This is a genomic window from Mycobacterium sp. B14F4, assembly GCF_039871645.1.
GTDB lineage: Bacteria > Actinomycetota > Actinomycetes > Mycobacteriales > Mycobacteriaceae > Mycobacterium.
This window is the reverse complement of record NZ_JBDPMF010000002.1, coordinates 837,925-851,279: the sequence shown is the minus strand read 5'-3', so window position 1 is coordinate 851,279 and position 13,355 is coordinate 837,925. Positions and strand designations below refer to the sequence as shown.

Genomic DNA, 13,355 nt, shown 5'->3' with positions numbered 1-13,355 from the left:
CCGGCTAGAGCCGGCCGGTGGCCTTCATGGTCAGATAATGGTCGGCCAGCGCCGGGGCCAGCTCCTCGGGCGGCGCATCGACGACGTCGACGCTGCTGCGCCGCAGTCGCGCCGCCATGGCCCGCCGTTCGTTGCGCGCCCGCTCGGCCGCCGCGGCGTCGTAGACCTGCGCGGCGTCGGCGCGACCGGCGGCCAGCGACTCGACGCGCGGATCGGCGACCGCGGCCAGCATCACCTCGTGCCGGGTCGACAGCTGCGGAAGCACCGCCATCAAACCCTCGTCGAGCGATGACGCGTTGAGGTCGGTGAGCAGTACGACCAGCGCGCGCCTGCGCACCCGGCGGCCGACGGCGGCGACCATGGCGCGGGCATCGGATTCGAGCAGGGCCGGCTCGATCGGCGCCATCGCCTCCACCAGTTGCGCCAGCAGTTCGGTGCGCGTGGCGTTGAACACCGCGGCCCGCGTCACCCGGTCGTGGGCGAGGAAGTCGACGTGGTCGCCTGCGCGCGACGCCAGTGCGGCCAGCAGCAGCGCCGCATCCATCGACCAGTCCAGCCGCGGCCAGCCCGACGGGTCGTTCGCTTGGGTGGGGTCGACGCCCACCCGGCCCGCCGACGTGCGGCCGGTGTCGAGCACGATCACCACCCGCTGATCCCGCTCGGGCCGCCAGGTCCGGACGACGACGTCGGCGCGCCTGGCGCTGGCCCGCCAGTCGATCGACCTGACGTCGTCGCCGACGACGTACTCGCGCAGCGAGTCGAACTCGGTGCCCTGACCACGGATCAACACCGGCGTATTGCCCTCCAGCTCACGCAGTTTGGCCAGCCGCGACGGCAGGTGCTTGCGCGACAGAAACGGCGGCAGGATCCGGATCTCCCAGGGCACGCGGTGCGAGCTCTGCCTGCCCGCCAGTCCGAGCGGCCCGACGGACCGGACGGTCACCAGGGCCGACTGCTGATCTCCGCGACGGACCGGCCGCAGCGTCGTGATCAGCCCGACCTGTTGTCCGGCAGACAGTTTGACCGGATGAAGGCGCGGCTCGGCCCGCGCGCTCGGCGCCCAGGCGTCGCGGATGACGCCGCGCAGGCGACGACCGCCGGTGTTGCGGGCGAGCAGCACAGCGTCGACCTGTTGGCCCAGCCGCGCGGTGGTGTCCCCGGATCGGTCGAACTCGACGCGGCGGGCGTTGCCCGCCAGCGCGGCGTCGACGGCCACGACGGCGAGCAGTGCCGCCAGCAGCACGACGAAAGTGACTGCCGGCAAGGGGGAGAACGCGATCGGCAGGACGCAGAGCAGTGCGACCAGGCCGGTCCGTCCGGTGAGGATCACTACCGCGGCACCGGAACGGACGCGAGGATCCCCTCGAGAACCCCGTCGGGACTGGCGCCTTCCAGCTCTGCCTCCGGGCGTAGCTGCACCCGATGGCGCAGCGTCGGACGGGCCATCGCCTTGACGTCGTCGGGAGTGACGTAGTTGCGGCCCGACAGCCACGCCCACGTCCGCGCGGTGCCGAGTAGCGCCGTCGCCCCGCGCGGGGACACGCCCAGTTGCAGCGACGGCGAATTCCTTGTCGCCGCGGCGATGTCGACGATGTAACCGAGCACCTCGTCGGCGACCAGCACGCGCCGCACCGCCTCTCGCCCGGCGGCGAGTTCGGCGGCACCCGCGACGGGTCGCACGGCGGACAGATCCCGCGGATCGAAGCCACCTGCGTGCCGGTCCAGGATCGCGACCTCCTGCTGACGAGTCGGCAACTGCACGTGAAGCTTGAGCAGGAACCGGTCCAGCTGCGCCTCGGGCAGCTGATAGGTGCCCTCGTACTCGATCGGATTCTGGGTCGCGGCGACGATGAACGGATCGGGAAGAAGCCGCGGTTCGCCCTCGACGCTGACCTGCCGTTCCTCCATGGCCTCCAGCAGCGCGGCCTGGGTCTTGGGCGGGGTGCGGTTGATCTCGTCCGCGAGCAGCAGGTTGGTGAACACCGGCCCGGAGCGGAACTCGAACTCCGCTGTGCGGGCGTCGTATACGAGTGAGCCGGTGACATCACCGGGCATCAGGTCCGGGGTGAACTGCAAGCGCTTGAAGTCGAGCTGCAGCGCGGCGGCCAGCGTGCGCACCAGCAGGGTCTTGGCGACTCCCGGGACTCCCTCCAGCAGCACGTGGCCGCGGCACAGCAGCGCGATCACCAGCCCGCTGACGACCGCGTCCTGGCCCACGACGGCCTTGCCGATCTCGGCGCGCAGCGCGAGCAATGCCTCCCGGGCCGAATCCTGTTCGCCTGACTGAGTCACGAGTGTGCGACCTGCCTTTCGATGTCGTCGAGTTCGCGCGCGAGGTTGACCAGTTCGGCGTCGTCGCCGGGCGGCGGACCGAACAGCGTGCGCATCGCCGACTGCGGCGCTGTCCCGCAGAGGAACGCGACCCCGTGTGCGACGGCCGTCGGGTCGGCGTTGCGACCCAGACCCAGTCGCGGCACGATCCGCTGCAGTGCGGCGGTGCGCAGTGCGTCGGCCGCGCGGTCACGGGCCCGCCGCGAGCGGTACAACCGTCCGCGTCCTTCGACGGTTTCGGAGGCGCGCACCACGACGGGCAGCCGTTCGGCGACAAGCGGACCCACGCGGCGCGCCTTCGACACCGCCAGCAGCGCGACCACCAGGACGAGCTGCCACAGGATCCACCACACCTGATCCGGGATGAGCTCGAACAGCGTTGCGCCGCCGCTGGACTCACCTTCGGTGAACTGCGGGGCGAACCAGATCATCCGGGGGTTGGTGCCGGTGAGGTTCATGGCGAGAGCGGCGTTGCCCTCGTCGAGCAGCGCGTCGTTGGCCATGAACTCGGAGCTGCCGACGACGGTGACCCGGCGTCCGCCGGCGATGTACCGGACCAGCGCACCGTCGTAGCAGCGTGTCACCGGGATGTCACCGGACGCTTCGTACGCCGCGCTCATGTCGAGCTTCACCGCCCCCGCGCGCGTCGCCTCGCGCAGGTCACAGGCCGGCCGTCGGCCGCTGCCGAGCGACGTGCTGCCGGCCGACTCGATTCCCGGCGCCAGGGCTTCCCGGGTCCGCGACATCGGCTCCACGAGGAGCCGGTCGCCCGGCAGCGCGGCCAGTCGCCCGAGCAGCTCCTCGTCGACCAGGTGGTAGGTCTGCACGACCACGATCAAGGCATCGGGCCGCGCGGCCGCCTCGACCGCCGCGACGTCGGGGGCCTCGACGACGTCCACGCCCTGCTCGCGCACCAACGTGACCAAGGCCCGCGCGCCGTCCGGCGACGTCGACGTCGGGTCCATCCGGCCGCCGGGACGCGGCGCGGTCAGGTACGCGCTCAGCGCCGCGAGGCCGACGATCACCACCAGCGCGAGCAGAACCCAGCGGGCACCGCGCCACCGCTGCCGCAGCGTGGGCCCGACGGCCGAGGAGACTGAGCGCGTCGTCATCGGACCTGCGCCCAACCATCGGTCGATCCGCCGGGCGCCGCCGTCACCGCGGCTGTCCGGGGCCGTGACCCGAGGTGCTCGTCGAGCTCGGCGATCATCCGGTACGCCGCCTCGGTGCCGGGTCGCTCGCCGTAGGTGACGTCGTTGAAAGCAATTGCCGCCGAGGATAATTCGCTCTGGAGTTCGGGCAGGACCCGGCCGGCGTCGCGCGCGAGTTCGGTGGCCGTGCGGCCGGGAACCGGGTCGAGGACGCCCGACTCCTCCAGTTGTCTGGCGACGGCCCGCAGCCGGTGCCGGATCGCGGCGGCCCACTCACCCGATGCGGCACTCCGTTCGGCCGCGGCGCGATGCTCGGCCGCGCTGCGGTCGTGGGCGCCGAACAGCGCGGCATCGCGGCCCCGGTTGGTTCGCAGGGTGCGCCGCGCGACCCGGACCGCGACGATCAGGGCGATCACCAGCAGGATCAGTAGCACCGAGATGGTCAACCAGCCGCCCGGCACCGACGCGCCCTCCTCGATCACCCGGTACAGCAGGTCGCCGAGCCGGTCGACGAGGCGGTCTTTCAGCGAAGCCTTGGGATAGATCGGTTTCGACAGTTCGCGTTGCGCAGCGTCATGGGCGGCATCGCTGTCGATGTCTATCGTCGGCACGTCAGTGTTGGCGGGTCAGCCACAGGTGGTCGGTTGAATCAGAGGGAGCGGACGGACCGAATCCGGCACCGGTCTGCAACACCAGGTCGAACGCTTCGCCGCGGATTCGGCCGTCGGTGTACTGCAGCACCACCACGCCCGCGGTGAACGGCGAGGTGATGACCTGGGCGATCGCGCCGCCGGTGGTGATCAGGATCAGCGCGAGCAGTGCGGCCGCCGTCGACGACGCCGACATCAGGATGAACTGGCCGCTGATGCTGAACGGGATGGCCACCGCGCTCGCAATCAATTGCGCGACGATCACCGACAGCAGTCGGATGCCCAGGACGCGCCAGAAGTCCTTCTTGATGAGCTTGAACGACCGCTGAACGGCCGCGACGATGTCGAGGCGCTCGAGCACGATGATCGCCGGGGTGTACGTCAGCATCGTCGCCAGGTACACCAGCGCCGCGAGCAGGGCCAGCACCAGGGGGATGCCGATGACGACCGCGGCGGCACCGCCGGCCGCGACGGCGATCCAGAAGATCAGGCCGGCGACCACGGCGATCAGCACGCCCGCGCCGAGCACCTCGAGCACCGAGAACGCGATCAGCGCCCAGAACCGCGGCCGAAGTCGTTGCCACGCTTCGCGGATGGTGATCCCGGCGCCGAAGACGGACCTGCCCACCACGACGGTGAGCATTCCGCTGAGCAGTATCGACGCCAGCCCGGTGGCAATCGAGCCCGCGAAGCTCGAGACCGACGAGCCGAGCAGCACGCCGGTCGGCACCTCCTCACCGGTCAGCGTGGGCGTGAACTGGCCGGACACCGCGAGCGGTCCGACCGACAGGATCAGCGCGACGAGCTGGGTGATGACGACCACCACGGTGGTCAGCCCGAGAGTGGCCTTCGGATTGGCGCGGATGTAGGAGACCGCACCGTTGAAGATGTCGGCCAGGCTCAGTGGACGCAGCGGGATGACGCCCGGTTTCAGTGTCGGCGGGCCGTAGCCGGGCATGCCCCAGCCCGGTGGTGGTCCGTACCCGGGTGGGGGTCCGTACCCGGGTGGGGGTCCGTACCCGGGTGGGGGTCCGTACCCGGGTGGGGGTCCGTAGCCGGGTGGCGGTCCGTACCCCGGCGGCGCGTATGCGGGCGGTGGTGCGAATCCGGCAGGCGGGTAGCCCGGCGGCGGATAGCCCGAGGGCGGGTAGCCGGAGGGCGGGTAGCCCGGCGGCGGTGGTCCGGTCATCCCTGACCCGCCGGCGTCGGTGCTCATGGCCACCATCCTGTCGATCACCGGGCAGATTGACAACGTCGTCTCCGCGACCGCGCCGGCCGCCCGCGGCGTAGCTTTGGCCCCATGGCGGAACTCACCGAGCGGTTGCGGCACGACCTGACGACCGCGATGAAGGCCCAGGACAAACTGCGCACCGCGACGCTGCGCATGCTGTTGACCGCGATCCGCAACGAAGAGGTATCCGGCAAGGCCTCGCGCGATCTCGACGATGCCGAAGTGCTCAAAGTGCTGGCAAAGGAGTCCAAGAAGCGTGGCGAAGCCGCCGAGATCTACACACAGAACGGCCGAGGGGAACTGGCGGCCAACGAGCACGCCGAGGCGCGGATCATCGATGAGTACCTGCCCACACCGCTGACCGAGGCCGAGGTCGCCGACGTGGCCGATACGGCGATCGCGCAGGTCGCCGAGGCGATCGGCGAACGGCCAGGCACGAAGCACATGGGCCAGGTGATGAAGGCCGCGACCGCCATCGCCGCGGGGAAGGCCGACGGCGCGCGGCTTTCGGCGGCCGTCAAGTCCAGGTTGTAGCCGTTTTCGCCGCGTGGGGCTGGGGTACCCAGAGGTCATGACGCGTTTCGGCTACACCCTCATGACCGAGCAGAGCGGACCCAAAGACCTTGTGCGCTATGCGGTTTCGGCGGAGCGCGAGGGGTTCGACTTCGAAGTCTCGTCCGATCACTACTTCCCGTGGTTGTCGGCACAGGGACATGCTCCCTATGCCTGGTCCGTGCTGGGCGCCGTCGCGCATGCCACCGAGCGGGTCGAGCTGTTCACCTACGTCACCTGCCCGACCATGCGCTATCACCCCGCCGTCGTCGCGCAGAAGGCCGCGACCCTGCAGATCCTCGCCGACGGCCGGTTCACGCTCGGCCTCGGCAGCGGTGAGAACCTCAACGAACACGTCGTCGGCAAGCGCTGGCCCACGGTGGGGCGGCGCCAGGACATGCTGCGCGAGGCCATCCAGATCATCCGCGAACTCTTCGACGGTGAGCTGGTCGACTGGAAGGGCGAGTACTTCGAGGTGGACTCGGCCCGGCTGTGGGACATCCCGGAGACGCCGGTCGGCATTGCCACCGCCGTCTCCGGTGAGCGGTCGGTCGAGACGTTCGCGCCGATCTCCGATCACCTGATCGCCGTCGAGCCGAACAAGGATCTCGTCGACTCGTGGCACGAAGCCAGGCGGGCCACCGGCCTGCCCGGCGATGTGCGCGTCGTCGGGCAGATCCCGATCTGCTGGGATCCGGACCGCGACGCGGCCGTCCGACGCGCCCATGACCAGTTCCGCTGGTTCAGCGGCGGATGGGCGGTCAACTCCGACCTGCCGACGACCGCGGGATTCGACGGCGCGACGCAGTACGTGCGACCCGAGGACGTTGCCGAATCCATCCCGTGCGGGCCGGATCTCGACGCGATCGTCGAGGCCGTCGGCAAGTACTGGGAAGCCGGGTTCACCGATATCGCGCTGGTGCAGATCGGTGACGAGGGCCAGGAGTTGTTCCTCAAGGAAGCGGCTGCGCCCCTGCTGGACAAACTGCGCTCTGCCGCGCGCTAGAAAGGATCCGTCATGCCAACGGGCAAGGGTATCTACGACGACAACGACGCCGACGAGCGCGACGAGCGCAAGGCGCAACGCACCGGTCCGACCGACGAAGGCGGCGACGGCGGCATGGCGACGCGGGAGAACGCCCCGGATGTCGCCGAGTCGGGCGGCGAACCGACCGCCTGAGCCACCGTCACCGGGCGTCGCGGCCCTGCCTGCTGCGCTTGTAGGCGGCGCGCCGGAAGTCGCCGAGCCAGCGGGGTGCCAGCTCGACCTCGGGGTCGCTGTGCAGGGCCGGGTCGAACGCGATGTCGTCGCAACTGGGATCGATATGCCGCAGAGTCAACCGCGCCAACGGTTGGAAATGGCCGGTCCCGGGTGCTTGCTCGATGGTGAAAGTCAGTCCGTCCGAATCGATCTGGCGCTCAACGACGTCGAGCGACAAGCCCGGCGCATCGATCTGCGAGGCCAACCGGGCCCGCACCCACCACACCCCGCCGTGGAAGCGCAACGGCATCAGGCTGGAGAACGTGGCCCCGGTCCAGGACGCGGCGGGCGCCAGCGCGACCCGATTGCCCGCGAACGTCGTCGCCAGCAGCACATCCCACGGACTGCACGAGCGCAGATCCGGCGGCGGCGGAATGCGCCACGCCAGGCCCGCGATATCGGGGGTGGCACCAGGCAGGCCGATGCCCTTCGAGACCCGCGCGATCACGTCACAGGAGTTCATCGGCAAGCCCTCACCCTCGGGCGCGACGCGCTCGAGGAGACCTTCGGCCATCACCCCCGCGGGATGGAAGATCCTGCGCTGGCGAATGGCCGAGCCCAGCCGAATGGGCAGTGCGGCGATGTCGGATGCTTGCACCACCCAGGGATAGCCGCGCGGTCGCCTCGTGAAACGACCGGCGACGTTTAACCGGGCCGATACCGGGCATTAATTCACGGCAGTGCTGCGTCGCCGCAGCGAAGAGACCTGTCGAGAGGCCGATGTGACGACCGCATACACCGACGTCCGTGATCCGCTGGTTGCGGCCGAGGGCGTTTATGTTCCGCAGGAAGATTCGCGACTGCTCATCGACGTCATGGAGGCCACTGCGTTGGCGCGCGAGCGCCACGTCGTCGACCTGTGCACCGGCAGCGGAGTCGTCGCCGTCGGCGCCGCCGAGCAGGGCGCCGCATCGGTGACGGCGCTCGACATCTGCCCGCGTGCGGTGCGCTGCGCACGGGCCAACGCGGCGGCGGCCGGTATGAAGGTCGACGTCCATCTCGGATCATGGGCCCGGGCAGTTGAATTCGGGCCGTTCGACCTGGTGGTGTGCAATCCGCCGTACGTCCCGCACGATCCGGGCGCCGACTGTGAACCGCTGCCGGCCTACGTCGGACCACCCCGGGCCTGGGACGCCGGCTACGACGGCCGGATGGTTCTCGACCCGCTGTGTGAGGCGGCGCCGCGACTTCTCGGTCACGGCGGGACGCTGCTGCTGGTTCAGTCGGAGTTCGCCGGGCCGCGAGAAACCCTCGGCGCGTTGGCCAGTGTCGGGCTCGATGCGGAAATTGTTGCACGACAGTGGATTCCGTTTGGACCGGTGTTGACCTCGCGGGCGGAGTGGCTGGAGGAGACCGGTCGCCTGGAGCCCGGGCGTCGCGAAGAGGAGCTGCTGGTCATCCGGGCGGACAGGCCATGAGCGACGCCGAACCGCGCACTGTCCGGGTCGTGCCGTCCGGCCCGCTGATGGTGCAGGGCCCGGTCCGCATCGAGATGCCCGACGGTCGGGTGGTGGAATCCGACCGGTTCATGGTCGCGATCTGCACGTGCCGGCGCAGCAAGGACTATCCGATGTGCGACACCAGCCACCGGTGCCGGCCGCGCCGCGAATCGCCGGCCAAGGCGTCAGCCGAGCGGTCGGCGTAGCGACGAGAGGTTGTCGGTCCAGCACTCCATCAGGTGCTCGGCCAGCCGGTCCTCGACGACGTCGCGGGCCCGGATACCGAAGACCACGTCGCGCTCCAGATGCGGTTCCCTGGCCAGCAGATCGCCGACCACATCGGTCCGGACCACCTGCTCGTGAACCGCGTCGGCCACCACGTGCTCGCGGTAGAAGGCCACGCACGTCTCGGGCGCGCCCATCCGCTCGAGTGCGTCCACCAGCCGGCGGGAGCCGGGAGACGAGGTGATCTCGGTCGAGGCGAAGTGGCCGATCGTCGCGCCGCGCAGCTCGCGGTGCAGGCCGAACAGCGACATCAGGTTCACCGACGCCAGCGCGTCGGCCGAAACATTGTCGAGATAGGCCAGATACGAGGCATCGAGGCCCGCGGCTTCCATCAGGTCCGCGAACAGGTGCGCGTGCACATGATCGCCGCGGCCGCCGCCGAACTCGTCGAATTCGACGGCGACGAACGCGGCCTTGGAGTGACCGGCGAGGCGGGGGATCGCCCACGCGTGCGGATCACCCTCCTTGAGGTGGTACACCGAGCGGTGCACGAAGTACTCGCGCATCTGCTCGAAGGTGCCCTTGTCCCGCAGGTAATACGACGGGCCATCGCCGTCGACCGGTTCGACGGACAGCTTGTCCATCTCCGCTTCCGCGGCCTCCTCCGGGCCGATCTCGCCGACGTCCTGGCGCACCGCGCTCAGGAACGCCTCCTCGAGCCTGCCGCGCAGGTGCAGCAGGGATGGGTTCCACTCCCACTTCGGGTTGACGCCGGCGAAGCCGCGGTAGTGCAGTTCGTAGCAGACGTATAGGGCCAGTTGCAGATCGAGGCCGTACGGGTCGGCTTCGCACATCGGGACGTCGATCGGCCGCACGTGCAGCGCGGGCCGCCCGCGCCGCAGCAGGTCGACGATGGTGGCGGACAACGGCCCGACGGCCGTGGGGAGGGCAGGTTCGACTAGCGTCGACGGAAGGGTCACGCACTCAGCGATACCCGCGTTATCGCCGGTCAAACCGATGGAGGGGTGCCGCGGCACCCAACACCCTGTTTCGGTTTGCGCCGGGCGGGGTAGCAGATCTGCATCGATGTGGGTCGAGGGAAAATGTCGATGGTTGACATGGAGCTTCTACTAGGGTTCTACTTCTGCGGCTGGGCCGTCGTGTCGCTGGGACTGTACGCCGCGGGCAGGCGCCTGTCGGACAACGAATCGCCTGCGCCGCACCCGCTGTGGATCAGTTTTCTCGGCGGCGCCGTGTGGCCGCTGGTGCTGATCGGGTTTGTCGAGCTGAGTTCCGTCGTGGTCTACACAAAATCCCAGAACAAGGCCGGGCCCGGGATCGGCATTCTGGCATAGCCAGACGAGTCTGCCGTCGCCTGCCGTTCCGCCGCCGTGACCGCGCCCGCGAACTTTACGCATCAGTTGTGCATCGAAATTCACGTAGGTGGGTACGTCCTCCGTTGCAGGCCCGCCGTCTAGATGATCGCGACTCCCCCCATCGCACGCGTCTGGCGGCGGGTCCCGATATGAGACGGTGCGGGCCGAAAGGTGGGTCCACATGGGCGCTGGACAAAGGAAGAAGTGGTCTGAAAACGCTCCGCCGTGGTTCAAGCGGGCGATCGAGTTCGTCGACACCTACGCGCACACCCAGATCACGCTGGCCGACATCGCGACGGTCGCTCATGTGACACCGCGGGCGTTGCAGTTGGCGTTCCGCGAACAGCTCGAGACCACCCCGATCGGCTATCTGCTCGGCGTGCGGTTACAGCGGGCTCACCTCGAGCTGACGGCCGCGCACCCGTCGACCTCCACGGTCCGGGAGATCGCCCGCCGATGGGGCTTTCGGCACTCCGGCCGCTTCGCGCGCCAGTACCGGAAGAGGTACGGGGTGTATCCGGAGGACACGCTCAAGGGCGTGTATCGGACCGCCGGATGACGGCGGTTCATCGGCCGGTCACACAGTCGGGGTGGCGGGATTCGAACCCACGACCTCTTCGTCCCGAACGAAGCGCGCTACCAAGCTGCGCCACACCCCGCGTGAAGCCACGACAGCGTATCGCACGGCCGGGGTGCTAGGCCAAACGCCTTTCGCCGGGCGGACCTTCGAACTCGCGAAGCGTACGCCATGGCTGCGATCCCGCGCTTGGCCACGACCCTGGTGTACATCTCGCGACGCCTGGCGCCCCGAGAAGAGGCGCACGTCACGACACGCCGCGGGAAGCAACCGAGGTGTCGGTGGCGTTGTGCACACTGACGACAGGAACGACGAAGCGAGGCGGAAATGACTGGGCTCGGCGCATCCATCTACTTGGGGTTCTTCGCCCTGGCCGCGGTGTGGCTGTTCCTCACCTCGGACGGCCCGCTGACCGGTCGAGCCGACGATCAGGGCCAGCGGCCCGAGCGCTCGAACTCGACCAGCACCGGGGCGAACGCCGAGGGGTCCAGCCCCTGGCGCCTCACCCACTCGTCGCAGAAGTAGGTGTCGGCGTAGCGGTCACCGCTGTCGGCGAGCAGCGTGACCACCGACCCGCTGCGGCCCTCGGCGATCATCTCGGCCAGCAGGCCGAACGCTCCCCACAGATTGGTACCGGTTGACGGTCCGACCCGCCGGCGCAGCACCGCGCTGGCGTGCCGCGCGGCCGCCACGGACGCCGCATCCGGCACCACGTCCATGCGGTCCACGACATCCGGCAGGAATGACGGCTCCACCCGCGGCCGCCCGATCCCCTCGATCCGCGACGAGATCCCCGTGACGACGTCCCGGCGGCCCAGCGCGTACGCCGGGAAGAACGCCGAGTTCTCCGGGTCGACGACACACAGCCGGGTGGCATGGCGCCGGTAGCGGATGTAGCGGCCGATCGTGGCGCTGGTACCGCCGGTGCCCGCGCCGACCACGATCCAGTCCGGGATTGGATGAGCCTCGTCGCGCATCTGCTCGAAGATCGATTCTGCGATGTTGTTGTTGCCGCGCCAGTCGGTGGCCCGCTCGGCGTTGGTGAACTGGTCGAGGTAGTGGCCGCCCGTCTCCTCGGCCAGCCGTTCGGCCTCGGCGTACACCTGGGAGGACTCGGCGACGAAATGGCAACGCCCACCTTGTGTTTCGATCAACGCGATCTTGCTGGCGCTGGTCGACGACGGCATCACCGCGATGAACGGCAGCCCCAGCAGCGCCGCGAAGTACGCCTCCGACACCGCAGTCGACCCCGATGACGCCTCGATGATCGTGGTGTCCTCGTCGATCCAGCCGTTGCAGAGCGCATAGAGGAACAACGACCGCGCGAGCCGGTGTTTGAGGCTGCCGGTGATGTGGGTCGTCTCATCCTTCAGGTACAGCTGGACGTCGCAGTCTTCGCACCACGCCAGGGGCAGCGGGTACCGCAGCAGGTGCGTGTCGGCGCTGCGCCTGGCGTCGGCCTCGATCAACCGGACCGCATTGTCCACCCACGTGCGTGGCGCAGAACGGGTCGCCGTGCCTGATGGTGCGTTCACTGCGTTCACTGCACGGCGAAGCGCTGCCGATTCACCGCACCGAAACGCTCGGGTGCGATCTGCCCGCCCGGACGTCGGTGTCGCGTCCACCGATCGGCGCCGCCACCAGCGTCAGCAGGGTGGCCTCCGGCCTGCAGCAGAACCGCAGCGGTGCGTACGGCGACGTGCCGATTCCCGCCGAGACGTGCAACTGGGTGTGTGCCCCCCACCGCGACGGGCCCTTGACCCGCGACCGGTCGAGATCACAGTTGGTGACGATCGCGCCGTATAACGGCAGGCACACCTGGCCGCCGTGGGTGTGACCGGCCATCACCAGCTGGTAGCCATCCGCGGCGAAGCGGTCGAGCACCCGCGGCTCGGGCGAGTGCGTCAGCCCCAGAGTCAGGTTGGCTGCCGGGCTCGGCCGGCCCGCGATGGTGTCGTAGCGGTCGCGCGACAGGTGCGGATCGTCCACGCCCGCCGCGGCGATGCGCAGGCCGGCGACGTCCAGCTCGCGGCGGGTGTGCGTCATGTCCAGCCACCCGCGCTCGGTGAACGCCGCCCGCAGGTCCTGCCAGGGCAGCGGCTCACCGTGGATGCGGTGGCCAGGGTTGGTGATGTAGTTCAGCGGGTTCTTCGGCCGCGGACCGAAGTAGTCGTTGCTGCCGAAGACGAACACCCCCGGGACCGAGAGCAGTTCGGACAGCGACTGCACCACCGCGGGCACGGCCTTGGCGTGCGCGAGGTTGTCGCCGGTGTTGACCACCAGGTCGGGCTCGAGGCCCGCGAGCTCGCGCAGCCATTCCTGCTTGCCCCGCTGACCGGGCCGCATGTGGATGTCGCTGATGTGCAGCACCTTCAACGGCGACGACCCGGGCGACAGAACCGGCATCGTCAGCTCGCGCACCACGAAGGCGTTGCGCTCGATCAACGATGCGTAACCGACTCCGGCCACCAGCGCACCGGCGGCCGCGACGGCGGAGTTCTTCAACAGGGTCGAACGGGCGGACATGCCGGCCAGCCTACTGCGAGTCCCGCCGACTCACCG

Annotated in this window: 16 protein-coding genes and 1 tRNA gene; 7 read left to right on the top strand and 10 right to left on the bottom strand. The window is 69.6% G+C overall.

Annotated elements, in window-relative coordinates:
- Nucleotides 1–4: 4 nt before the first annotated feature.
- From ABGB19_RS09450 to ABGB19_RS09430, 5 genes are read right to left on the bottom strand one after another with little or no spacing between them, the layout of a single operon-like run.
- Complete coding sequence (locus ABGB19_RS09450) at nucleotides 5–1,330, bottom strand: DUF58 domain-containing protein (protein ID WP_347685587.1); 1,326 nt, start codon at nucleotides 1,328–1,330, stop codon at nucleotides 5–7.
- A complete protein-coding gene (locus ABGB19_RS09445) occupies nucleotides 1,330–2,292 on the bottom strand; it encodes a MoxR family ATPase (protein ID WP_347685586.1) in 963 nt (320 codons plus the stop codon). The genes ABGB19_RS09450 and ABGB19_RS09445 overlap by 1 nt, the downstream gene beginning before the upstream one ends.
- A complete protein-coding gene (locus tag ABGB19_RS09440) occupies nucleotides 2,289–3,443 on the bottom strand; it encodes a DUF4350 domain-containing protein (RefSeq protein WP_347685585.1) in 1,155 nt (384 codons plus the stop codon). The genes ABGB19_RS09445 and ABGB19_RS09440 overlap by 4 nt, the downstream gene beginning before the upstream one ends.
- Nucleotides 3,440–4,093, bottom strand: a complete 654-nt coding sequence (locus tag ABGB19_RS09435; RefSeq protein WP_347685584.1) for a DUF4129 domain-containing protein — start codon at nucleotides 4,091–4,093, stop codon at nucleotides 3,440–3,442. The genes ABGB19_RS09440 and ABGB19_RS09435 overlap by 4 nt, the downstream gene beginning before the upstream one ends.
- Before the next feature lies 1 nt (nucleotide 4,094).
- Nucleotides 4,095–5,348 carry a hypothetical protein gene (locus tag ABGB19_RS09430; protein WP_347685583.1) on the bottom strand — a complete coding sequence of 418 codons (1,254 nt, stop codon included), beginning with the start codon at nucleotides 5,346–5,348 and terminating at the stop codon, nucleotides 4,095–4,097.
- 84 nt (nucleotides 5,349–5,432) lie between these two features.
- Between ABGB19_RS09430 and ABGB19_RS09425 the strand changes: the two genes are divergently transcribed.
- From ABGB19_RS09425 to ABGB19_RS09415, 3 genes are read left to right on the top strand one after another with little or no spacing between them, the layout of a single operon-like run.
- Complete coding sequence (locus tag ABGB19_RS09425; RefSeq protein WP_347685582.1) at nucleotides 5,433–5,897, top strand: GatB/YqeY domain-containing protein; 465 nt, start codon at nucleotides 5,433–5,435, stop codon at nucleotides 5,895–5,897.
- Nucleotides 5,898–5,934: 37 nt separating this feature from the next.
- Nucleotides 5,935–6,921, top strand: a complete 987-nt coding sequence (locus ABGB19_RS09420) for an LLM class F420-dependent oxidoreductase (protein ID WP_347685581.1) — start codon at nucleotides 5,935–5,937, stop codon at nucleotides 6,919–6,921.
- Between the two features lie 12 nt (nucleotides 6,922–6,933).
- On the top strand, nucleotides 6,934–7,095 hold the full coding sequence (locus ABGB19_RS09415; RefSeq protein ID WP_347685580.1) for a hypothetical protein: 162 nt from the start codon (nucleotides 6,934–6,936) through the stop codon (nucleotides 7,093–7,095).
- Between the two features lie 7 nt (nucleotides 7,096–7,102).
- Here ABGB19_RS09415 and ABGB19_RS09410 read toward each other — a convergent pair whose 3' ends face one another.
- Entirely contained in the window at nucleotides 7,103–7,774 is a 672-nt protein-coding gene (locus tag ABGB19_RS09410; protein WP_347685579.1) for a phosphodiesterase, read from the bottom strand.
- A gap of 124 nt (nucleotides 7,775–7,898) precedes the next feature.
- On the opposite strand from ABGB19_RS09410, the gene ABGB19_RS09405 reads away from it, so the two are divergent.
- Entirely contained in the window at nucleotides 7,899–8,594 is a 696-nt protein-coding gene (locus tag ABGB19_RS09405; RefSeq protein WP_347685578.1) for a HemK2/MTQ2 family protein methyltransferase, read from the top strand.
- Nucleotides 8,591–8,821, top strand: a complete 231-nt coding sequence (locus ABGB19_RS09400) for a CDGSH iron-sulfur domain-containing protein (protein ID WP_347685577.1) — start codon at nucleotides 8,591–8,593, stop codon at nucleotides 8,819–8,821. The genes ABGB19_RS09405 and ABGB19_RS09400 overlap by 4 nt, the downstream gene beginning before the upstream one ends.
- Here ABGB19_RS09400 and ABGB19_RS09395 read toward each other — a convergent pair.
- Nucleotides 8,801–9,820: an iron-containing redox enzyme family protein gene (locus ABGB19_RS09395; protein WP_347685576.1), complete on the bottom strand. Its 1,020-nt coding sequence runs from the start codon at nucleotides 9,818–9,820 to the stop codon at nucleotides 8,801–8,803. The genes ABGB19_RS09400 and ABGB19_RS09395 overlap by 21 nt on opposite strands.
- A gap of 138 nt (nucleotides 9,821–9,958) precedes the next feature.
- Between ABGB19_RS09395 and ABGB19_RS09390 the strand changes: the two genes are divergently transcribed.
- Together ABGB19_RS09390 and ABGB19_RS09385 are read left to right on the top strand one after the other, a co-directional pair.
- Complete coding sequence (locus ABGB19_RS09390) at nucleotides 9,959–10,195, top strand: hypothetical protein (RefSeq protein WP_347685575.1); 237 nt, start codon at nucleotides 9,959–9,961, stop codon at nucleotides 10,193–10,195.
- Nucleotides 10,196–10,397: 202 nt separating this feature from the next.
- Nucleotides 10,398–10,775, top strand: coding sequence for a helix-turn-helix transcriptional regulator (locus ABGB19_RS09385; RefSeq protein ID WP_347685574.1), 378 nt, complete (start codon nucleotides 10,398–10,400; stop codon nucleotides 10,773–10,775).
- Between the two features lie 26 nt (nucleotides 10,776–10,801).
- Here ABGB19_RS09385 and ABGB19_RS09380 read toward each other — a convergent pair.
- From ABGB19_RS09380 to ABGB19_RS09370, 3 genes are all read right to left on the bottom strand, one after another.
- A tRNA-Pro gene (locus ABGB19_RS09380) sits at nucleotides 10,802–10,875 on the bottom strand.
- Between the two features lie 346 nt (nucleotides 10,876–11,221).
- On the bottom strand, nucleotides 11,222–12,328 hold the full coding sequence (locus ABGB19_RS09375; protein ID WP_347685573.1) for a PLP-dependent cysteine synthase family protein: 1,107 nt from the start codon (nucleotides 12,326–12,328) through the stop codon (nucleotides 11,222–11,224).
- Between the two features lie 31 nt (nucleotides 12,329–12,359).
- Complete coding sequence (locus ABGB19_RS09370) at nucleotides 12,360–13,319, bottom strand: metallophosphoesterase (RefSeq protein ID WP_347685572.1); 960 nt, start codon at nucleotides 13,317–13,319, stop codon at nucleotides 12,360–12,362.
- Between the last annotated feature and the right edge of the window lie 36 nt (nucleotides 13,320–13,355).

Bases quoted from the DNA above. Each gene is read 5' to 3' on its own strand.
- ABGB19_RS09440 (WP_347685585.1), bottom strand. From the start codon at position 3,443: ATGACGACGCGCTCAGTCTCCTCGGCCGTCGGGCCCACGCTGCGGCAG.
- ABGB19_RS09390 (WP_347685575.1), top strand. From the start codon at position 9,959: ATGGAGCTTCTACTAGGGTTCTACTTCTGCGGCTGGGCCGTCGTGTCG.
- ABGB19_RS09420 (WP_347685581.1), top strand. From the start codon at position 5,935: ATGACGCGTTTCGGCTACACCCTCATGACCGAGCAGAGCGGACCCAAA.
- ABGB19_RS09370 (WP_347685572.1), bottom strand. From the start codon at position 13,319: ATGTCCGCCCGTTCGACCCTGTTGAAGAACTCCGCCGTCGCGGCCGCC.
- ABGB19_RS09425 (WP_347685582.1), top strand. From the start codon at position 5,433: ATGGCGGAACTCACCGAGCGGTTGCGGCACGACCTGACGACCGCGATG.
- ABGB19_RS09385 (WP_347685574.1), top strand. From the start codon at position 10,398: ATGGGCGCTGGACAAAGGAAGAAGTGGTCTGAAAACGCTCCGCCGTGG.
- ABGB19_RS09415 (WP_347685580.1), top strand. From the start codon at position 6,934: ATGCCAACGGGCAAGGGTATCTACGACGACAACGACGCCGACGAGCGC.
- ABGB19_RS09400 (WP_347685577.1), top strand. From the start codon at position 8,591: ATGAGCGACGCCGAACCGCGCACTGTCCGGGTCGTGCCGTCCGGCCCG.
- ABGB19_RS09430 (WP_347685583.1), bottom strand. From the start codon at position 5,348: ATGAGCACCGACGCCGGCGGGTCAGGGATGACCGGACCACCGCCGCCG.